The organism is Rhizobium sp. CFBP 8752 (genome assembly GCF_014842035.1).
Taxonomy (GTDB): Bacteria; Pseudomonadota; Alphaproteobacteria; order Rhizobiales; family Rhizobiaceae; genus Neorhizobium; species Neorhizobium soli.
Map to the genome: position 1 here is coordinate 297,611 of NZ_JACYUZ010000005.1, position 16,411 is coordinate 314,021.

Here is a 16,411-nt window from a genome sequence, read left to right on the forward strand (position 1 = left end):
GCTGATCCCTGAATGCAAGACGTTCGAGATCGTCAATTCCTCCGTCATGGCGCCCAGCCATTCGTTCTGGGGCGGTGACGAGATCGTTCTCAACGATCATTCGATGGACGAATGCATGAAGGATTTTGTCCGGACACACGGCCCGTTCGACGTCGTCCATTTCCAGAACCTCGAAGGCATCCCAATCGGTCTAGTGTCCAAGGAGATTTTCGGCGCCGCGCGGCTGATACATTCCGCCCACAATTATTATTCCGTCTGTCCCCAGGTCAACCTCTGGCGGTACGAGACAGCAAATTGCAAGGACTACAACGGCGGCCAGTCCTGTACCTATTGTCTGCCGGTGTTCGTCAGCCTGAAGCGCAATATGCTGCAGGCGCAGATGCACGAGTTCCTCTCAAGAATTGGCGTGAACAAGCGCTCCAAACAGTTCAATATCCTGCTTGGGAAAATGGGGAAGACAAGGACCGTATTTCACCTGTTCAATCGGTTAAAATATCGACTTTACTTGAGAAAGTCGAATAATCCCATCTGGTGCTTGATCTACGGGAAGAGAGGAAACGCGAGGCTTCCCTTCCTTGCAGTGCGACGGTCGAAAATTTCGGAAACCTTTGCGCAGAATTCCGTAACGACGATTGCCGTTTCTGAGCGTACGCGCGACGTCATCACCAAGTTTGGCTTCTCTGAGAACGATCTCGTGACCGCGTATATCGGCACCGAGCATGCCGACCGGTTCGCATCAACGATGAAACTGTCGGCGCCACGAAACCCGATCCGTTTCACCATTGCGTATCTTGGCTACATGCGCCGCGACAAAGGCTTCTATTTCTTCGTTGAATGTCTCGAGCGCATTCCGCGCGCTCTCGCTGCGTCGATCGATGTGGTAATCGCTGCGAAGAACGCCTGGGATGGGTCCTTGGACCGTTTGATGGGGCTGAATACCAAGTTCCGGTCGGTTACCTATTATGACGGGTTCACATCGAAGGAGCTCGATTTCATCCTACGCGACACGGACCTAGGCATCATCCCCTCTCTCTGGGAAGATAATCTGCCTCAGGTCGCCATCGAAATCGTCAGTCGCGGCATTCCGGTTCTCACATCCGATCTCGGTGGACCACAAGAAATCGGACGCAGTCCCGATTTCGTCTTTAAGTCCAACGATCACGTCGATTTCCTGCGGACTTTCAGAAAGATCGCGACCGGAGAAGTCGCGCTGTCGCGCTTTTGGGGATCGGCACCCAGGCTTCAGTCCATGTCGGATCATTCGACGGAATTGTTGCGGATCTACCGGACACTGGCCCCGTCCGGCCCCTCAGTCCCGGGCGGCGTGGTGGATTATAGCGCCACGGCGGTCGAGGACACACTCGTGGAGGCGCCAACCGACGAGCAACGGGGCGAACAAGTTGCTAGGTTCGCCTTAAAAGTTTCAGGCAAGGCCGACACGATCGGCCGCCCTGTCGCAACCCAACGGGTAAATGAGTAAAGCGCTTCGAATGCTCCGACTTAGTCAGCCTCCGTTAACGAGGTTTCTTAAGCTGTCACAAAGAATGATCGGATAAGAGCCTTCTCGATCAACCCCAAACCTTCCGCCGTTGATTAGTGACCGAGCTTGTAGCTGATCTGCGCTTTTATACCGGCACGGCCTGTAGCGGACGGCCCGCCGCTAACATGATTTCAAGCATGCGCTTGCGCTATGAGTTGGAGGCATACCTCACCTGCTTGCTCGCCCGTGGAGCAACGAGAAGTGGTATGGTAAACGGACAATCGCTGAATCTACCGTTTGCATCTCAAATACGAATCGATGGCTTATGATCGATTCAAATTAATCGTTGGACGGAGTACGCCTGACCGCCGAAACTAGCGGGATGGATATCAACCTTGCCACCATTTATCTCGAGCGGATCGACCAGCGCAGGAATATGGCGCGCTTCTACCAGGTCTCGGTGGAGATTGACCTGTTCGGTGACATTCTCGCAGTGCGGCGATGGGGCCGAATTGGTAGCGATGGACGCCGGGTCAGTTTCCCTCAGCAGTCGGTCACTGACGCGCTTTGCGAGGTGAAGCGATGTGCTGATGATAAACGACGTCGAGGCTACCGGAATACCGGCAGATCGACCGCAGTCGCGGTCCTTCACTCGATGCCGGCTCCATTCAAGGCGCAGAGCCCAAAATAATCGATTCCGGCGCAAACGCCGTTATAGGGAGTAATGGGGGGAATACGCCAATAAATACCGAACGTCGTTTGCATAGAGAGCGCTATAGGCACTCAGGATGGATCGTCGCCGGGTTCGCCAGGTTCCTTGCGTTCGAGGTGGCGTTTGGGCCGAAACGGAAACAGGCCATCGGCATATTTGCGGATCAGGCCGTCGATGACGTCATAGCTTTCGCGATCGTCAAAACCTTGGGCCTCCAGACCAGTGACGATATCCCTTGAGATCTCTTCGAGGAAGGCGGGGCCTGCCACATCTCCGCTCTTGTGCGCATCAGAGATCGTTTTCCACAAAAGGATCCGGGCAACATCGTCACGTGTCGGTCGGCGCAGGTCCTTGGCCTTGTCGCGCACGCTCTGCTGTCGCGTCCGCTGCTCGGCCGTCTTCGTCCGTTTCGATTTGGCGGCCATGCCTTGAGGTCTCCGGCGGCTGGTTGAGGATCACACCATACCGCTCCGCCAATGTTGACAAAACGGAACGGCACGCTCCCCGCTATAGCGAGACCTCCTTTAAAATCTCTCAAGCAAGGCATACCCGAGGTGGTGGTTACCGGAGGTGGTGATTGCCACACGCGGCGGAACACGCGCACCCGTGGCGCGACACCACCCGCCGCTGCAATCGACATTTTCGAGCGGTGAATCGCAAATTCCGTGTCTGGAATCGCGGGATGGTAAATTGAGATGATGTCTGTCGATTTGCCCACAACGTGTCTCGAAGTGCTGGCAGTTCGCCGGGGACTGGACACAGCCTGCACTGGATTTTGGGTAACGCGGATGACGTTGCGGTTCATGCGGGATGATGCGGTATCTCCTGCCAGCCCTGCCAACTATCGTCGTGGCTAAGCCGGTGCTTCTGTCAAACGCTCGATCCCGAACGTGCCTTTGTGGATGCCGTCGGAATCGCAAATGGTGAGGTCGGAATCGAAACCGCAGACTTCTGAATCGATGACCATGAGGCACGAATCGAAAATCCGGACTTTCGAAACAAAAATGCCGAGTTTTGAATCGACGTCCCGTCATCTGGAATCGAGGTTCCGCAGCCTTTGGACCGCAATTCGCTCACTATGGTTCCGGCATTCCTGGCTCTGCCAATCCAAGCACCTGCCGGATCTCGCGCCCCTCCATGACACCTCTTTCCTGTAACCGACTGGCAATCTCCAGCAAATCGTTGCAATGGCTCGTCAACAACCCCAAGGCCAGTGTCTCGGCTGAGATCAGACGCTCGTTGACGCGTGCCGCCAGCTCCCGATCGAGGCTGAGAAGATCGAGACTGCCGGAGGGATTGCGATAAAGAAGCGGATTGATCCTGGAAAATCCGAGCCTCGTCTCGGCCGCCAGAGCATAGTCCGTCGCCTGGGCCAGGTCGCTTGTGTCATCGCCACCGGCTCCGGCAACCACATCGCCAAGCACCATCCGTTCGCTGACCCTCCCCCCAAGCAGGCAGGCCATCGTTTGCCTCAGCCAGGTCTCGGTCTGGGCCATATCGTTTCGGCGGCGCGTCAGCACCTGCCCCAGATTTTCCACGCCGACGGTGACGGACAACACCTCACCGACGCCCAGCAAAGACCAGGCGATGGCATGTCCCGCTTCATGCAGGCAAACGCGCCAGAGGACATCGTCAGGCATTCGCTTGCGTCTCCCCTGAAGCGCGATATCCAGATCCTGCCAGGTCAGCAGTCGCCTTTGCCGTCTGGCAGACTGGCGGGCTTCGCGCACCAGTCGTTCGATATCGGCTCCGGTCTGCCCGAGGGCTCGAACCGCAAGCGGCCGCAGTCCGGCATATGTCGATCTGGTCATGTCAGTCATGGAGAGGCCTCCTGTTCTGGTCGATGGCATTGTCAATATCCGGGTCTGCCGTACCCTCCGACGGTGGCTGGCGCACTTTGATGGGAGTGGCGTTCTTCGCTGCCGGCGGGCGCAATAGGGATTGGCCTGATTGGCTCGTCGGGATTGCCACGGGTACGGTGGTCAGAACATGATCGAGATCACCACCAAGGTGATGTGCCAGGATGCCTGTCAGTGCATCGACATCGGGCATCGGGATAACGATGTGCTTTTCCAGTCGCCCGGAGCGCAACAGCGCCGGATCGATCCGCTCGGGGAAGTTCGTCGCCGCAACGACGATCACGCCTTCGGATTTTAAGGCACCATCGAGAAGTTCCAGCAGGCGATTGACCAACGAGGTCCAGTAATCGTCATAGGCGCGATTGCGATCGCCTCCCCCTACCCGGCTGCCAATGCCATCCAGCTCATCGACCAGCAGGATACACGGGGCGTTGGCTCGCGCGGTCTTGAATGCCGCCGACATGCGCTGCAGGACATCGCCGAGATATCCGGGCTCAAGCCATGACGTCACCGAACTGATCACCAGCGGCACGCGCAGCGAATTGCACAATGCCCGTGCAAACGTCGTCTTGCCGGTCCCGGGCGGACCGGACAATAAAAGTTTGGTGCTCATGTCGCTCCAGTCGATCTCTCCTGCCCGCCATTCAGCAAGATCTGTCTTCAGATCCAACGCCCAGGATGTCGCATCTCCATAACCGGCCAGCGTTTCGACACGGAGTGCCGGAGCAGATCGTTTGGAGATCGGTGCGGTGGATGAGTTGATGGAGCCAAGGCTTGCCGCTGATTTATCGTCTCCGGTGACGGCGTCGGGTTGGATGATATCGACTGAGACTTGTGTGTCCGTGCCCTTGCGTTTGCCCCTTCCACTCTTGTAGTCTCGGGCTTCACTGTCGCCGCTTGCTTCGTCCTCACTGGCGATCGGGCGGGCCAGAATTTCGAGCGCAGTGAGGATGGTGTCGACAGAGCGTCCTTGCCGGACTGCCAATGTCAGATCGTCGAGATGCAGACGCGACAGATCGAACGGTGTCTGGCGGAACTGCCGGAGCGTTTCTTCAACCGGGATGCCGCAGCAGATCGACAACAGCGAAGCGAGAAGGTCTTCATCGAGCGGTCCGCATTCCAGGACCAGATCGGCGGTCTCGAGAATACCGGACATCAGAGCGGCGTCGGTTTCGTCCGCGATCATCACCGGCAGATGCGTTTCGCACAAAATGTTACTGATCTGCCGACGCACCATCGCTTCCTTCGATTTGGCGATCGCCTTGCCCGACGCGACCGCGACCTTTCGGCGTTTCTTGGCCCTTCGCTTTTCGTCATAGCGGTTGGAAAGCGAGATCAGGTGAAACAGGTCCGCGAGCTTTGCCCAGAAAGGCACGATAATGCCCTCCTCCAATGCCTGGCCAAACCGATGCTCGAACCCGCCGACCGGCGCCTTGATCAGGATGAAGGGGTCCGGTCGCGACAGAGCGTCCCGAAGGTCGGCCATTCCCGCAAAACTTGATTCGACGGCGCGCGCAACGAGCAAGGCGACCGCAACCCTGGTGACGTCAGGCGGTGGAAGGAATGAACGGACCAGTGACAAGAGTGGTCGACTGTCGGACGCGCCACCACTCACCGGACGCACGGGCTCATGGTGGAAAGCACGAGCAGCGGCGACAATTGCACGCCGTGCCGGCGTCTCTTCGGCCGGATCCGGCACATAAGGGATACCGACGATCCGATCTGCCGGGTCAGTATCGCCGCCATCTCGCTGCGCACCCGTTTGTGAGGATTTCAACAAGCGGGCGACAACCTGGCGGTCCCGCTCCGGATCGCCGGTCAGAAGATTGCGTGGGTCTGCGGCGGCCCAAAGGTTGGTTTTCGCTTCACCGAATTCGCCGATCGTGTGCATGTCCAGTAGCTCGACATTCGCGGCGCTGGCATAAAGATCGAGAATGCCCAGGCGGCGGATACGGCAGAGGAAAAAGCGCATCAGCCGTTGTTCGAGGGTTTCTGCCGCGCGAGGCCTGACGTTGCCAACCATCAAGCGCCCTCCCCGTTCAGCTCCGGCAGATCGAGAAACCCGGCATTGCCGGTCAGCCATTCACGAACCATGATCGCTGCCGGTTCGCCACGGTCGCATTCCTGCAACAGCCAGCGACGCAGTTGCGTGGGCAGACTGGACATGCTGATACCGCGGCGGCGGGCAAAGCGGATCGAAGCGCCGACCACGGCGGCCACATGCAGCGCCCGGTCTTCGTCGGTCTCGACCAGAGCCCCGACCGCGAATTCGATCGCAGCAGTATTGGAGGTCAGACCCGCGATGTATTCGGCTCCGGATGTGTTTACGGTCTGGAACCGGCGAAGTCGCTGGCCCGGAAACTGGATGATGTTGGTCGGTGTCGTCATGGTGACGTCTCCCATTGGCCGGACGCTGTCTGCATCCCGGCTGAAGCCTGATGGAAAGAAAAGAATGGACTGGTGCGGGGCAGCCGTCGGTTTATCGCAACCCTGAGCCCGGAACTTTCGCAAAGCCGATACGCGGCATCGTCGCGTGCCCGGCAGTTTTTGCCGGATCGTCATCGTTGGCGGGGCCAAGCGCGGCCAATGATGTTCGCTCATTGGTTTCGTCTGCTGTGGCAGCCCCCTGCCCGCCCCCGCCCGAACGGAGATCCGGCCCGCTGTGAAGCTGTCGTGCCTCTGTCCAGTTCGCGGTGATCTTGTCGCGGAACAGTTCGCGCAGTCGCGTCATCGCTGCACCGGCGCCGTTGATCTCGAGCAGATGATCGAGGTGTCCCAGCGGCCAGATGCCGCCATCGATATCCGTCCTCTGGCTTTCGGCATTGACGATCACCACACGGACGTCTTCTGCCACCAGACGCCGGTGTTCCTTGTACAACAAGTCCGGAACAACAAGAGCTGCTGCCAGCATCCGGCTCTTGAGCGCTGCAATCCGCGACACCTCGTAGGACGAAAGGCTGCGCTTAACATCGATCACATGCGCAATCCTGGTCGGACGATTGAGGATCAAAAGATCCGGCGTGTAGGATTTGCGCCCGCCGCTATCGGCATCGAGCGTCAGGCTGCGATAGAGATGCACGGCATTCTTCTCGACGAGCTGCATGGCGGCCGGTGTCACGGGAAGACGCAGATTGTCGGTCAGAACGACCAGATCGGGATTGATCGTTGCAATCAGGCTGATGCCGCGCTCGAGCAGCTTTCCCTCAAGGATCGGAATGGCGCGCAGGATCGCCGACATGCTGTCGATCCCTGCATCGAGGGCGCCGGCCAGCGCATCGGTCGACAGTGCCGATGTAACCTCGCTGACCAGCTGTTCGAACACGCTCGCCATCGCATCGGGATCGACACTGTGTCGATAGAGGCAGGCCGGTGATGGGGCGAGCATGGTGTTTGAAAGCTGTGGGGCGGATGACGGTGTCGCAGATGATGGTGTCGTGGTCATGGAAATCTCCTTGTGGTGAGACGATCCGGAACCGGGCACAGGTCTGCCGATGCGGAAATAATTTCCGCATCGATCGATCACGACGATCGACAGACAGACAGATGGATAAACTGGCCGGTTGGATGGCTGCGATCAGTGCTCAAGCGTGGGCGTGGGTGCCACAGCCGCGAACGATGCTGACCGGTGCGATCCGGCATGCGAGCTCGGCGGGCAGCCGGCTGGCATCGGTTTCAACAAGAGAAATCTTCAGAAATGCTTCCGGAACGGAAGCGAAGCAGTTATGGGTCGACATAGCCCAAGTCCTTCTCGACAAGGTTGCGGGTCAGGCCCTCGTTCGATGTGTCCAGCATCGGCGGGGGCCGCTAAGTAACTGCAGGAGCACATTAATCCCGCAGTCCTGTTGATTTAGCCCGGAGAACCCATCCCGGCAAGCCGGTAGAACGCATCCGGAACAGAAAGAGCCCCGGTATGGTTAACGGGTGACGCGGCAAAAAAATGCCCGGATACCGAGCGGGCATCCGGGCACAAAAATTCGGCATGGTCGGTACGGCGGGTCTAAGCCTCGTCGACCTCAGCTCCGGCATCGAGGTCTCTGCTCCACAGAATAGGAACCGCGTCATGCCGATCGCGAGAGGACCCCGTTCGAGATTTGCTGATGCACCATTTAGATCGGTCAGCCAGCGGATCCGAACTCGAGCTTCACCATCTCGCAATCCAGGCAAGCCCGAACAAAATTTCGGTGCTCGATCAACTCCGCTGGATGGGCAGTCCAGAACGGATCTGTATCCGGTCGCTCGACGATATCGGCAGTCGCATCGTTCAACAACGCCGCGGAGCCCTTTTCGCAATAGGCCTTCAAGCAGTCAGCGAGCTTCAGAACCTGACACATCCGATCCGTCCCGAGGTTGATGAGATCAGCGAGACCCTCCCGGTCGGCCTTTGACATCCGCACCCCAAAGAAGTTTCCGAGGAAACGGTGTGCGTAGACAGCGGCATTCAGCGCCGTGGTATCTGTGTCGAACAGATCAGGTCGATGCACAAGGACGCAGTCATGTTCGAAATCGGGTTGATGCACACAGGTCCCCGAGAGACCGCGACACCGCTCGATAGCAAGTTCGTGATCTGCCAACGAGTAGATACCGAAGCTGTTGCGATGGCCGTTGAGGATATCACGCAGCAATGCGTCGCCGTCGGAAACTAGATCAACCGTCAAAGCCTTCGCGTGATAGTGCCTCCGGTTGACGGAAAGCAGAGGTTGCTTGGTTTTACAATACAGGATGTCGTCGACCACGATTAGACGATCACTGCGGTCAGCGAAGGTATCAAGCTGACTTTGGGCAATTTCGTTATCGAGATCCCGGATACCGAGACCCGGCAGGTTAAGAGTATTAGCAGGACGTTTCAGGTCAACGTCCCCATTGAATCCCACAGTGCGCCACAGGTCGCGATAAACCGACCAATAGTCGGTAACGTTGATCAGCGCGCGGTTTGACGGATATTGGTGAATGCATAGTGTCGCGCCTTCCTGTGGCACGTCACCGGCACTCTGGAAAAACGCGCCATTCAGCGCCCGCAGTTTACCATCAGGCAGGGTCGCGGCAATTGGTGCTTCGTCGGCGTCGATAATCGCAACGTCGATCTCTCTGGTGAGAGTGGCGGTGATGATTTTCCGATTTCGCGCCCGCCGAGGATAGCCCGTGGTGGCGACGGGAATTTCAAAGTTGATGGTGACTGGCACGGCATATTCCTTCAGCGTTTCGGTCAGGTGGGGGTTGATCGAGTTGGCCCGCTTTCGGGTTTTCACGGTTCCATGCGCGGCGGCCCGCGGCTTTCCGCAAGAGCCCAGCGCATCGCGTCTCCACGTTCGAGACGAGCACCTCTTGGAGCTTGTTGGGCCATGCCACTGATCGATGTCGCCGAGGTAGGAAAGCACTGGGATCTTTTCTCCCAGCGGTTGAGCGTGTTCAATCGCCATGGTGCTCGCAGGCTTTGAGCCCGCGAGACGATACCTTTGCAGGCTCGCGCCTCGCCATGCGAGCTTCCCGTACCGCCGGCGACACTGCGCCGGCGGTCTTCTTCTTCCTCCCATCAGACATTCGCGGCACTTTCGGCCTGAACCTCAGGCTCTGGCGCGGAAAGCTCGATAGGTGCGATGGAGGGCACGTTGGCGACACGCGTTCTTGCCGGTGCCTCCTTGGCATGGTCCCCTGCCCCACCATTGATCTCCTCGTTCAGAAGCCCGTCTGCGACGGCGGCCGTCGCCTGATCAGCGTCATGCTCCGCGGTATCGTTTTCGCCATCATCCGCGATGTCCACAGCGACCTGACCGATCAAGCCGGCAGTGCCGGGGAACGCTTCGCCGAGAACCACGAAACGCAGCGCCGGCAGCGCCGCATCGACGACCCAGTCGTGGAACTCTTCCCGGCCGGGGTAGCGCGGAGAATCCCCAAGACGGGAGATGATCTGCCGTGCCTTTTCCCATTCGACCGGAAGCGGAGCGTCAGAGCCGCGTGGCGAGATCACCGCGCTCAGCAGAATGCCCGCCTTCTGGCAGTCGGCTTCTACCGCTGTTGCAAGCCTGGTTTTCGGGACGTGCTTGCCCTTGCGGATGTCGGCGACGATCAGTTCGACAGCCTTGAGCGAGCGCTTGACGAGCTTGTTGATCACCTCCAGATCTACCTTCACCCTGGCGTCGACGGCACGGCGAAGGCCGTTAGCGCCGCCACCTTCTGTTGCAGCCTTCGCCGGCGTGTCTCCCTTGATCCGCTGCTTGACCTTGCTGACAGTGAACTGCTCGCCCGAAAGGATCCGGCCGAGCAGTTCCGTGATCACTGGCGCATCCGCCGTCGCGATGATCGTCATCACGGTCGGCTTCACAGCGGCAGCGATCAGCAGCTCCTGCTGCTCCACGGTGAACTTCTCGACGCGGATAGTGTGGTTCCACGCATTGCGGACTGTCATTCCGCACTCCAGCTTCAGCCACTTGCCGAAGGACTTTTCCGGCAGCACCGACTTGACGCGAATGAGCTGCCGACCGAGCTCGAGCGCTTCTGCCGCGTCCCGCCGGCCGAGAGAAGCGATGAAGCCGCTCACCTCCGACAGAAGCGGCCGGTGCTCCTCGGGTGCTACGAACGTTTTTGCCGTGTTGCTTGCCTTGGCCTTGGCGGCCTTCAGTGTTTTCTGCATCTGGAACTCCTTTGATGCGATTGCTCGGGTAGCCGAAGCATTTGGCAATGCTCCTCCCGGACGCCTCCGGTGGCCGGTGGCGTCAAAATGAAGCATTCATGTTGGAGGGAGGGAGGGACTTGGCCTGAGGGAAGAAACGCGGCATCGTTTCTTCCCTCAGGCCAAGTCCCTCCGGTTATGACGGTCCGCGCTCGTGGGGCAGACGCAGGTCAGGACGATCAAGGGGATACTGCTCGGCCTGGCCGAATACTTCACTGGCGATGGAAGAGCAGGACATGCCGGCATTTCCCGAAACGCGACCTGCGGAGATATCGATCAGGTGTTCGGCTGCGACGCGAACGGCCACGACACCGAGTGCGGCAGCAAGATTTGCGGGCGTGATCGGCCGTCCGTCCTTGGACAAGTCGAGACGGATCGCGCCGGCGACCGGATCGCGTGCATTCGTGTGGGTGTCGATCATTCCGCCATGAAAATCGACCGAACTCAGGATGCAAGGCGCCATTCGATTGAGCACATTACGCCATCGGTATACGACTGCACTCGCAGACTCCGCAGGGTTTGAGACTTTGATGGTCAAGGCATTTCCTTTCTGGGTGGAAAAATCAGCACTTTGAAAGACCGCCCCCTGCTAGGAACGGCAAACTTCCGGCTCGTTTATGCGTTAATGAACGGTTTTCGGTAGGTTGCTGCGCTGATCGCGCCAATACGCGTCCTCTGCGATGTCAAGGAGCGCTTTGAAACGTCGGGTTAGTTTCTGCAGGACCTTGGCTTGTCGCAATGACGTGTCACCCCCCTGAAGGATCTTGACAATCTGAAGGAGGCAGTCATGACCACCGGTCTCCAACACAGCCCACACGATCGCCGCCGGCATCAGAAACGAGAGCTTGAAACGCACAAAATCCGCACCTCCAAACAATACCGCCTCGTTAGAGACCATATCGACGCGATCAGCGAAGACTGCGAAGCCAATGCCGGTCATCATGCGTTGAGGTTTGACGTAGGCAGAAAGGAATTCGGATTTGAAAGTTTCGAGGATGTGATGGGGGGGATGTTGGTTGACGGGCATGACGTTTATCCTCTGCGTTTTGGCCGAATGGGCTTCGTTGCCCGGTCGCCTTATGGCTTTGAATATACGGTCACGATGGGACTGTGTCCGAGATCGAATCTATGGCTGCAGACAACTGGAATCGAGGGAAAACAATAACTTAGAATAGTCGTTCCGACAGAATAGCCTTTGCCCCATGGAGATCAGGTTTCGCGCTACAAACTTCGACCATGTGTTTCCGTTCTGGTAACCCTTTTGTTTTGGGCTCCCTTAGCAAAGCTTGTTTAGACAGTCGGGAAGTCTCGATCGTCGTTGCTATTGCTCATAAGGATTTCCCTTTGCCGTTTGATTTCCAGCAGATGAACAGACTGACTTCGCAACGCCATCTTTTGCCGAATGGCGACATTGTTGGCCTTGTCGTCCCAGTCGAAAATACGAAGGAGTATTATCTGGGGATCGCTGCGCAGCATCGCGAACTGCTAATTGAACGCGTTAACTCCAACGAGTTAACGCCAGACGAGGCGGAAGCCGAGGCGAAGGATATGCGGAGTGGCCCGCTTGCGAGCCTTATATTGGGCTGTGACGAACTCAACGCAGACATGACCTTCTGGACGTTGGAAATGACTGCGGCCTGGATCAAGGCAAAAAGGCCCGAAGCCGTTCACCGCCATTACAGGCCATCGTTTCTGGATAAGTGGGTTTGGGAAAAACTCGCTACGTATCACGACGGGAGCCGGATCTATCTTCCTTGGGAAAAACCCATGCCGGCAAACGTCAGGCCTTGTTACGCTCTCCGCCGGCTCAAGAAGACCCGGATCGACGAAAGCTACGTCGATTTCGATGGCGAGACGAAGGTTTTCAAAAAAATGGCTGAGTTCATGCCGAAATTGAAGGCCCATTTAGAAAGCGGTGAGATTTTCTCTGTCGGGCAGCCTATTGGGCCAGACTACCAATCTTCGCAGATAGAACCCGGGCTATGGGTAATCGCCCACTTCGGCATTTCCGATGCCGATGGGCTGTTTCTATCTCTGAATGATAAGACCATTTATCGCGATATTCGCTTCAAATCCACGCATGTTCTAAAAATGTATCCCGATGCAAGAGTTCGCACGCGGCCAACTGCCCACCTTCCCTGGAGGAAAGGGATAGAACTTGACGAAAAGAAAGCTAAGATTGTCAACACTCTTATGGAGTGTTACCCGGATGGCTTGCCAGATTGGCGCCCAAAGAAAGTTCGCGACTTCGAGCTGCGATCGGTCCTTCCTGCGCCACTTTTGGCCCAATGGTATCCCGATGGTGTAATTGAAGTTGATGATAATGCGCTTGAAAAACCGCACAACGCCTTCCAAAAGGCTATGGATCGCATTTTCTCAAGCGCGCTTTTGTCAAACTAGGCGGCGACAGTAGCTAAGCGGAAACCGGGCATGGTGCGCTATTACTCCAACATGATCGAAGCGACCCTCTTCGGTAAGGTGGCGGTCGTGCGGGGTTGGGGCGAGCTGGCAGGGCCGGCGGCGAGAAGATTTCTGCCTTGCAACCGAAAGGGAAGCTGCATTGCGATTTCTCGAGGTCGACCGGCGCAAACCATAGAGGATATGTGTCCGTCGCCTTTAGCAAAACGTCATGACGTGTCGGTTCAAATCGGCTAATAAGAATAAGCCGGGTGGACAGTAGGCATCCACCCAGCCTGAAACCGCTCTTGCGTCTTTCTCAGCTGCGCACTTTGGTGTTGCAGGTTCTCCGTGAGCTGCTGGCGCAATGTCCTGATCTCGTCTTGGAGAACCTCGATCTCCGACAACGGTGACGACACATCTGCCCGAAGCGATTGGCCGGCCGTTGACGTGACTATCGTGCTGGGCGCGGTTCTGCTACTCCCCTATATTTTTGGGCGACGCCTGCCCTTCCTCTCGTCAAGGTCGCATTGGTTGTGTGTCAGGCCAATCCGAGACGCTCGCGCAGGTTCGCGTTTTCGGCACGTACTTTCCGCAAGCGGTTGACGAAGGCGCTCGTTTTCCGCCTCGAGTTTCGAGACATCTGCCCGCCGACGGAGCGTTTAGCAGCCAGCTCCCATGCGCCCGAGCGGCCCGACTAGAGGCCGAAAATTGAGGCAGGAGCTTTATCAGTATGCGACTCACTCCAGAGTCTGCCGCGCAAGTTTTTACCGGCAGCGCGGGAAAGCAAGCGAATCTGCAGGGCCTGAGAGTTCTCGACTCTTTTTTCGTGTTACCTTACGCGTCGCAGCATTCCCTTTAACCGCTTGTTTTACATGGGTTTTATGAGGGTAGATGGCGAAAAGCACATCAGAGCTAATTGCTTGTTAAGTCTTCGTTAACCTCAAATAGCTTGCCGCTATGTCAAAATCGATGCTTATAAATAGTAGCGGAAAGCACCAGACTTTTAGCGGCTTAGCGCTAATTCGAGATTGACGGTTGAACATGGCGAAAATTGCGACCAAAATCGCTCCTGTTGATGAAGACCTGATGGGCATTATCACACGACATTCGCTTGCCCTCTCGGAGCAGCTGCAAGACCATCACCTTGCCACCTTCCCACCTGATGCCACGAAAACGATCCGAAACTTTCAACCGGCGGAAGCCGCTAAGCTTTTGGGAGTCAAAGAGGTCTATCTACGCCGTCTTTCGAACGAAGTGCAGGGACTGCAGGTGACAACCGGATCGGGCGGCCGGCGCACCTACAGCGTTGAAGACATATCGAGCATCCGCAAGCATCTCGACGACGTCGGGCGCGGGTCGCGGCGTTATTTGCCGCATCGGCGGGATGGCGAAAACCTTCAAGTCCTTTCGGTTATGAATTTCAAAGGCGGCTCCGGGAAAACAACGTCAGCCGCGCATCTCGCTCAGTATCTTGCGCTTCGCGGGTATCGTGTCCTGGCAATCGATCTTGATCCCCAAGCCAGCCTCTCGACCCTATTCGGGGTTCAGCCGGAGACCCTTGAGGCCGGGGAAAGCCTTTACGGTGCCATCCGTTATGCGGATCCCAGGCCAATGGGTGAAATCATTTCGGGAACATATATCCCAGATCTCCATCTTATTCCGGGGAACCTTGAACTGATGGAGTTTGAGCATGAAACGCCCGCCGCACTCATGAAGCGCAAGCCCGGCGACACTATGTTTTTTGGTAGGATTGGCGAGGTCCTGGGACAAGTCGCTCACGCCTACGACGTCGTTGTGATCGATTGCCCACCTCAGCTCGGCTATTTGACATTGTCAGCGCTCACGGCTGCAACCTCCGTTCTAATCACCGTTCATCCGCAGATGCTGGATGTGATGTCAATGAACCAGTTCCTTGGTATGATGGCAGAGCTTCTTCGGGAGGTGAAAGCAGCTGGTGCGGACTTTACCTATAACTGGATGCGCTATTTAGTAACCCGTTTCGAACCCAGCGACGGTCCACAGAACCAGATGGTCGGATACCTGCGCGCAATCTTCGGCGAAAATGTCCTGAACTTCCCGATGCTGAAGACGACCGCCGTTTCGGACGCAGGATTGACCAATCAAACGCTCTACGAAGTGGAAAGAGCGCAATTCACGCGAGGTACCTATGACCGGGCGCTCGAGTCGATGAACAGCGTGAACGACGAGATTGAGTCCCTGATCAAGAAAGCATGGGGTAGAGCCGCATGAGCCGCAAAGATATCCTCCGCGTCCCGCAGCCAAAAGCGTCTTCCGAGCCATCGTCTTTGCGGCCCACACGGGCCAAAGTCCTTCCAATGCTGAATGCAGAGGCGCCGCCGGCAGCGTCGCGATTGACCCATCAGGTCGGTACTGCTTTGGCCGAAGGCAAGGCACGCTTCGAGAGGGCGGAAGAGATCGAGCGTCGGCTGGCTGAAGGTCAGGCCGTCGTCGAACTGGATACCGACGAGATCGATCCTTCATTCGTACAAGACAGAATGGATGGCGATATAGCCGGATTGCTGTCCTCAATAAAAGAACAAGGACAACAGGTCCCGATACTAGTCCGTCCTCACCCCGAACGTACCGGCCATTATCAGATCGCGTTTGGCCATCGTCGTTTGCGGGCTCTGAAAAAGCTTGGCCTCAAGGCGAAAGCCATTGTCCGCGATTTGAGCGACGAACAATTGGTGATTGCGCAGGGACAGGAAAACCATGAGCGGCAGGATCTAACCTTTATTGAAAAGGCCAGGTTTGCGGCACGTTTGAAGGAAAAATTCTCTCGAGACGTAATCATCGCATCGCTATCGGTGGATAAGGGAGATCTGTCAAAGATGTTGGCAATCGTCGATGTCCTTCCGGCTGAGCTGGTCGAGGCCATCGGATCGGCACCAAGCGTCGGCCGTCCCCGATGGCTGGAGCTTTCCGATCTTGTAGAGAAGTCCCCTACCCCGCGGATTGCCGTGGAGTTTGCGATGTCTGACGAGGTAAAGCTTCTCCGTTCAGATGACCGCTTTAAGGCTATCATTGCCCACCTGAAGCCGCGCCGAACGATAAGGGGCGCACCAGGCGTTCTTACTACGACATCTGGTGTTCGATTGGCTGAAATGAAAAACAGCAAGTCGAAACTTGAGATCACGATCGACAAGAAGCTGTCGCCGGCGTTCGCGGCTTTCATTCTTGAGAAATTGCCGATGCTCTATGAAGAACATCTGGCCGAGAACCAACGAAAAAACGGAGAGTAAGCCGGGAAAAGAAAAAGGCCCCAACAGTGC

The 16,411-nt window shown here is 57.1% G+C and carries 15 protein-coding genes; 5 read left to right on the forward strand and 10 right to left on the reverse strand.

Annotated elements, in window-relative coordinates; all coding sequences use genetic code 11:
- The first annotated feature begins 115 nt into the window (after nt 1-115).
- Together IFT59_RS21800 and IFT59_RS21805 are read left to right on the forward strand one after the other, a co-directional pair.
- Nucleotides 116-1,480, forward strand: a complete 1,365-nt coding sequence (locus IFT59_RS21800) for a glycosyltransferase (RefSeq protein WP_192088242.1) — start codon at nt 116-118, stop codon at nt 1,478-1,480.
- Nucleotides 1,481-1,862: 382 nt separating this feature from the next.
- On the forward strand, nt 1,863-2,171 hold the full coding sequence (locus IFT59_RS21805; protein ID WP_192088243.1) for a WGR domain-containing protein: 309 nt from the start codon (nt 1,863-1,865) through the stop codon (nt 2,169-2,171).
- Nucleotides 2,172-2,263: 92 nt separating this feature from the next.
- On the opposite strand, the gene IFT59_RS21810 is transcribed toward IFT59_RS21805, so the two are convergent.
- The 10 genes from IFT59_RS21810 to IFT59_RS21855 form a co-directional block, all read right to left on the reverse strand.
- The gene (locus IFT59_RS21810) at nt 2,264-2,617 is read right to left on the reverse strand and encodes a hypothetical protein (protein WP_192088244.1); all 354 of its coding nucleotides are present in this window, start codon (nt 2,615-2,617) and stop codon (nt 2,264-2,266) included.
- Nucleotides 2,618-3,268: 651 nt separating this feature from the next.
- Nucleotides 3,269-4,012, reverse strand: a complete 744-nt coding sequence (locus IFT59_RS21815) for a hypothetical protein (RefSeq protein WP_192088245.1) — start codon at nt 4,010-4,012, stop codon at nt 3,269-3,271.
- A complete protein-coding gene (locus tag IFT59_RS21820) occupies nt 4,005-6,074 on the reverse strand; it encodes an AAA family ATPase (protein ID WP_192088246.1) in 2,070 nt (689 codons plus the stop codon). The genes IFT59_RS21815 and IFT59_RS21820 overlap by 8 nt, the downstream gene beginning before the upstream one ends.
- Nucleotides 6,074-6,439, reverse strand: a complete 366-nt coding sequence (locus IFT59_RS21825) for a hypothetical protein (protein WP_192088247.1) — start codon at nt 6,437-6,439, stop codon at nt 6,074-6,076. Before IFT59_RS21825 ends, IFT59_RS21820 begins: the two co-directional genes overlap by 1 nt.
- A 91-nt stretch (nt 6,440-6,530) precedes the next feature.
- The gene (locus IFT59_RS21830; protein ID WP_192088248.1) at nt 6,531-7,493 is read right to left on the reverse strand and encodes a hypothetical protein; all 963 of its coding nucleotides are present in this window, start codon (nt 7,491-7,493) and stop codon (nt 6,531-6,533) included.
- 139 nt (nt 7,494-7,632) lie between these two features.
- On the reverse strand, nt 7,633-7,785 hold the full coding sequence (locus IFT59_RS21835; RefSeq protein WP_192088249.1) for a hypothetical protein: 153 nt from the start codon (nt 7,783-7,785) through the stop codon (nt 7,633-7,635).
- Between the two features lie 381 nt (nt 7,786-8,166).
- On the reverse strand, nt 8,167-9,468 hold the full coding sequence (locus IFT59_RS21840; protein WP_192088250.1) for a hypothetical protein: 1,302 nt from the start codon (nt 9,466-9,468) through the stop codon (nt 8,167-8,169).
- Nucleotides 9,469-9,581: 113 nt separating this feature from the next.
- Nucleotides 9,582-10,679, reverse strand: a complete 1,098-nt coding sequence (locus IFT59_RS21845) for a hypothetical protein (RefSeq protein WP_192088251.1) — start codon at nt 10,677-10,679, stop codon at nt 9,582-9,584.
- Nucleotides 10,680-10,854: 175 nt separating this feature from the next.
- Nucleotides 10,855-11,181, reverse strand: a complete 327-nt coding sequence (locus IFT59_RS21850) for a hypothetical protein (RefSeq protein WP_192088252.1) — start codon at nt 11,179-11,181, stop codon at nt 10,855-10,857.
- 159 nt (nt 11,182-11,340) lie between these two features.
- Nucleotides 11,341-11,745 carry a hypothetical protein gene (locus tag IFT59_RS21855; RefSeq protein WP_192088253.1) on the reverse strand — a complete coding sequence of 135 codons (405 nt, stop codon included), beginning with the start codon at nt 11,743-11,745 and terminating at the stop codon, nt 11,341-11,343.
- Nucleotides 11,746-12,062: 317 nt separating this feature from the next.
- Here IFT59_RS21855 and IFT59_RS21860 point away from each other — a divergent pair, with 317 nt between their 5' ends.
- The 3 genes from IFT59_RS21860 to repB all read left to right on the forward strand — a co-directional run bounded on the left by IFT59_RS21860 (nt 12,063) and on the right by repB (nt 16,381).
- Nucleotides 12,063-13,118, forward strand: a complete 1,056-nt coding sequence (locus tag IFT59_RS21860; protein ID WP_192088254.1) for a hypothetical protein — start codon at nt 12,063-12,065, stop codon at nt 13,116-13,118.
- Nucleotides 13,119-14,159: 1,041 nt separating this feature from the next.
- Nucleotides 14,160-15,368, forward strand: a complete 1,209-nt coding sequence (repA, locus tag IFT59_RS21865; protein WP_192088255.1) for a plasmid partitioning protein RepA — start codon at nt 14,160-14,162, stop codon at nt 15,366-15,368.
- A complete protein-coding gene (repB, locus tag IFT59_RS21870) occupies nt 15,365-16,381 on the forward strand; it encodes a plasmid partitioning protein RepB (protein WP_192088256.1) in 1,017 nt (338 codons plus the stop codon). Before repA ends, repB begins: the two co-directional genes overlap by 4 nt.
- Nucleotides 16,382-16,411: the final 30 nt, after the last annotated feature.

Bases quoted from the DNA above. Each gene is read 5' to 3' on its own strand.
- IFT59_RS21800 (WP_192088242.1), top strand. From the start codon at position 116: ATGAAGGATTTTGTCCGGACACACGGCCCGTTCGACGTCGTCCATTTC.
- IFT59_RS21805 (WP_192088243.1), top strand. From the start codon at position 1,863: ATGGATATCAACCTTGCCACCATTTATCTCGAGCGGATCGACCAGCGC.
- IFT59_RS21810 (WP_192088244.1), bottom strand. From the start codon at position 2,617: ATGGCCGCCAAATCGAAACGGACGAAGACGGCCGAGCAGCGGACGCGA.
- IFT59_RS21815 (WP_192088245.1), bottom strand. From the start codon at position 4,012: ATGACTGACATGACCAGATCGACATATGCCGGACTGCGGCCGCTTGCG.
- IFT59_RS21820 (WP_192088246.1), bottom strand. From the start codon at position 6,074: ATGGTTGGCAACGTCAGGCCTCGCGCGGCAGAAACCCTCGAACAACGG.
- IFT59_RS21825 (WP_192088247.1), bottom strand. From the start codon at position 6,439: ATGACGACACCGACCAACATCATCCAGTTTCCGGGCCAGCGACTTCGC.
- IFT59_RS21830 (WP_192088248.1), bottom strand. From the start codon at position 7,493: ATGACCACGACACCATCATCTGCGACACCGTCATCCGCCCCACAGCTT.
- IFT59_RS21835 (WP_192088249.1), bottom strand. From the start codon at position 7,785: ATGTCGACCCATAACTGCTTCGCTTCCGTTCCGGAAGCATTTCTGAAG.
- IFT59_RS21840 (WP_192088250.1), bottom strand. From the start codon at position 9,468: ATGGCGATTGAACACGCTCAACCGCTGGGAGAAAAGATCCCAGTGCTT.
- IFT59_RS21845 (WP_192088251.1), bottom strand. From the start codon at position 10,679: ATGCAGAAAACACTGAAGGCCGCCAAGGCCAAGGCAAGCAACACGGCA.
- IFT59_RS21850 (WP_192088252.1), bottom strand. From the start codon at position 11,181: ATGGCGCCTTGCATCCTGAGTTCGGTCGATTTTCATGGCGGAATGATC.
- IFT59_RS21855 (WP_192088253.1), bottom strand. From the start codon at position 11,745: ATGCCCGTCAACCAACATCCCCCCCATCACATCCTCGAAACTTTCAAA.
- repA (WP_192088255.1), top strand. From the start codon at position 14,160: ATGGCGAAAATTGCGACCAAAATCGCTCCTGTTGATGAAGACCTGATG.
- repB (WP_192088256.1), top strand. From the start codon at position 15,365: ATGAGCCGCAAAGATATCCTCCGCGTCCCGCAGCCAAAAGCGTCTTCC.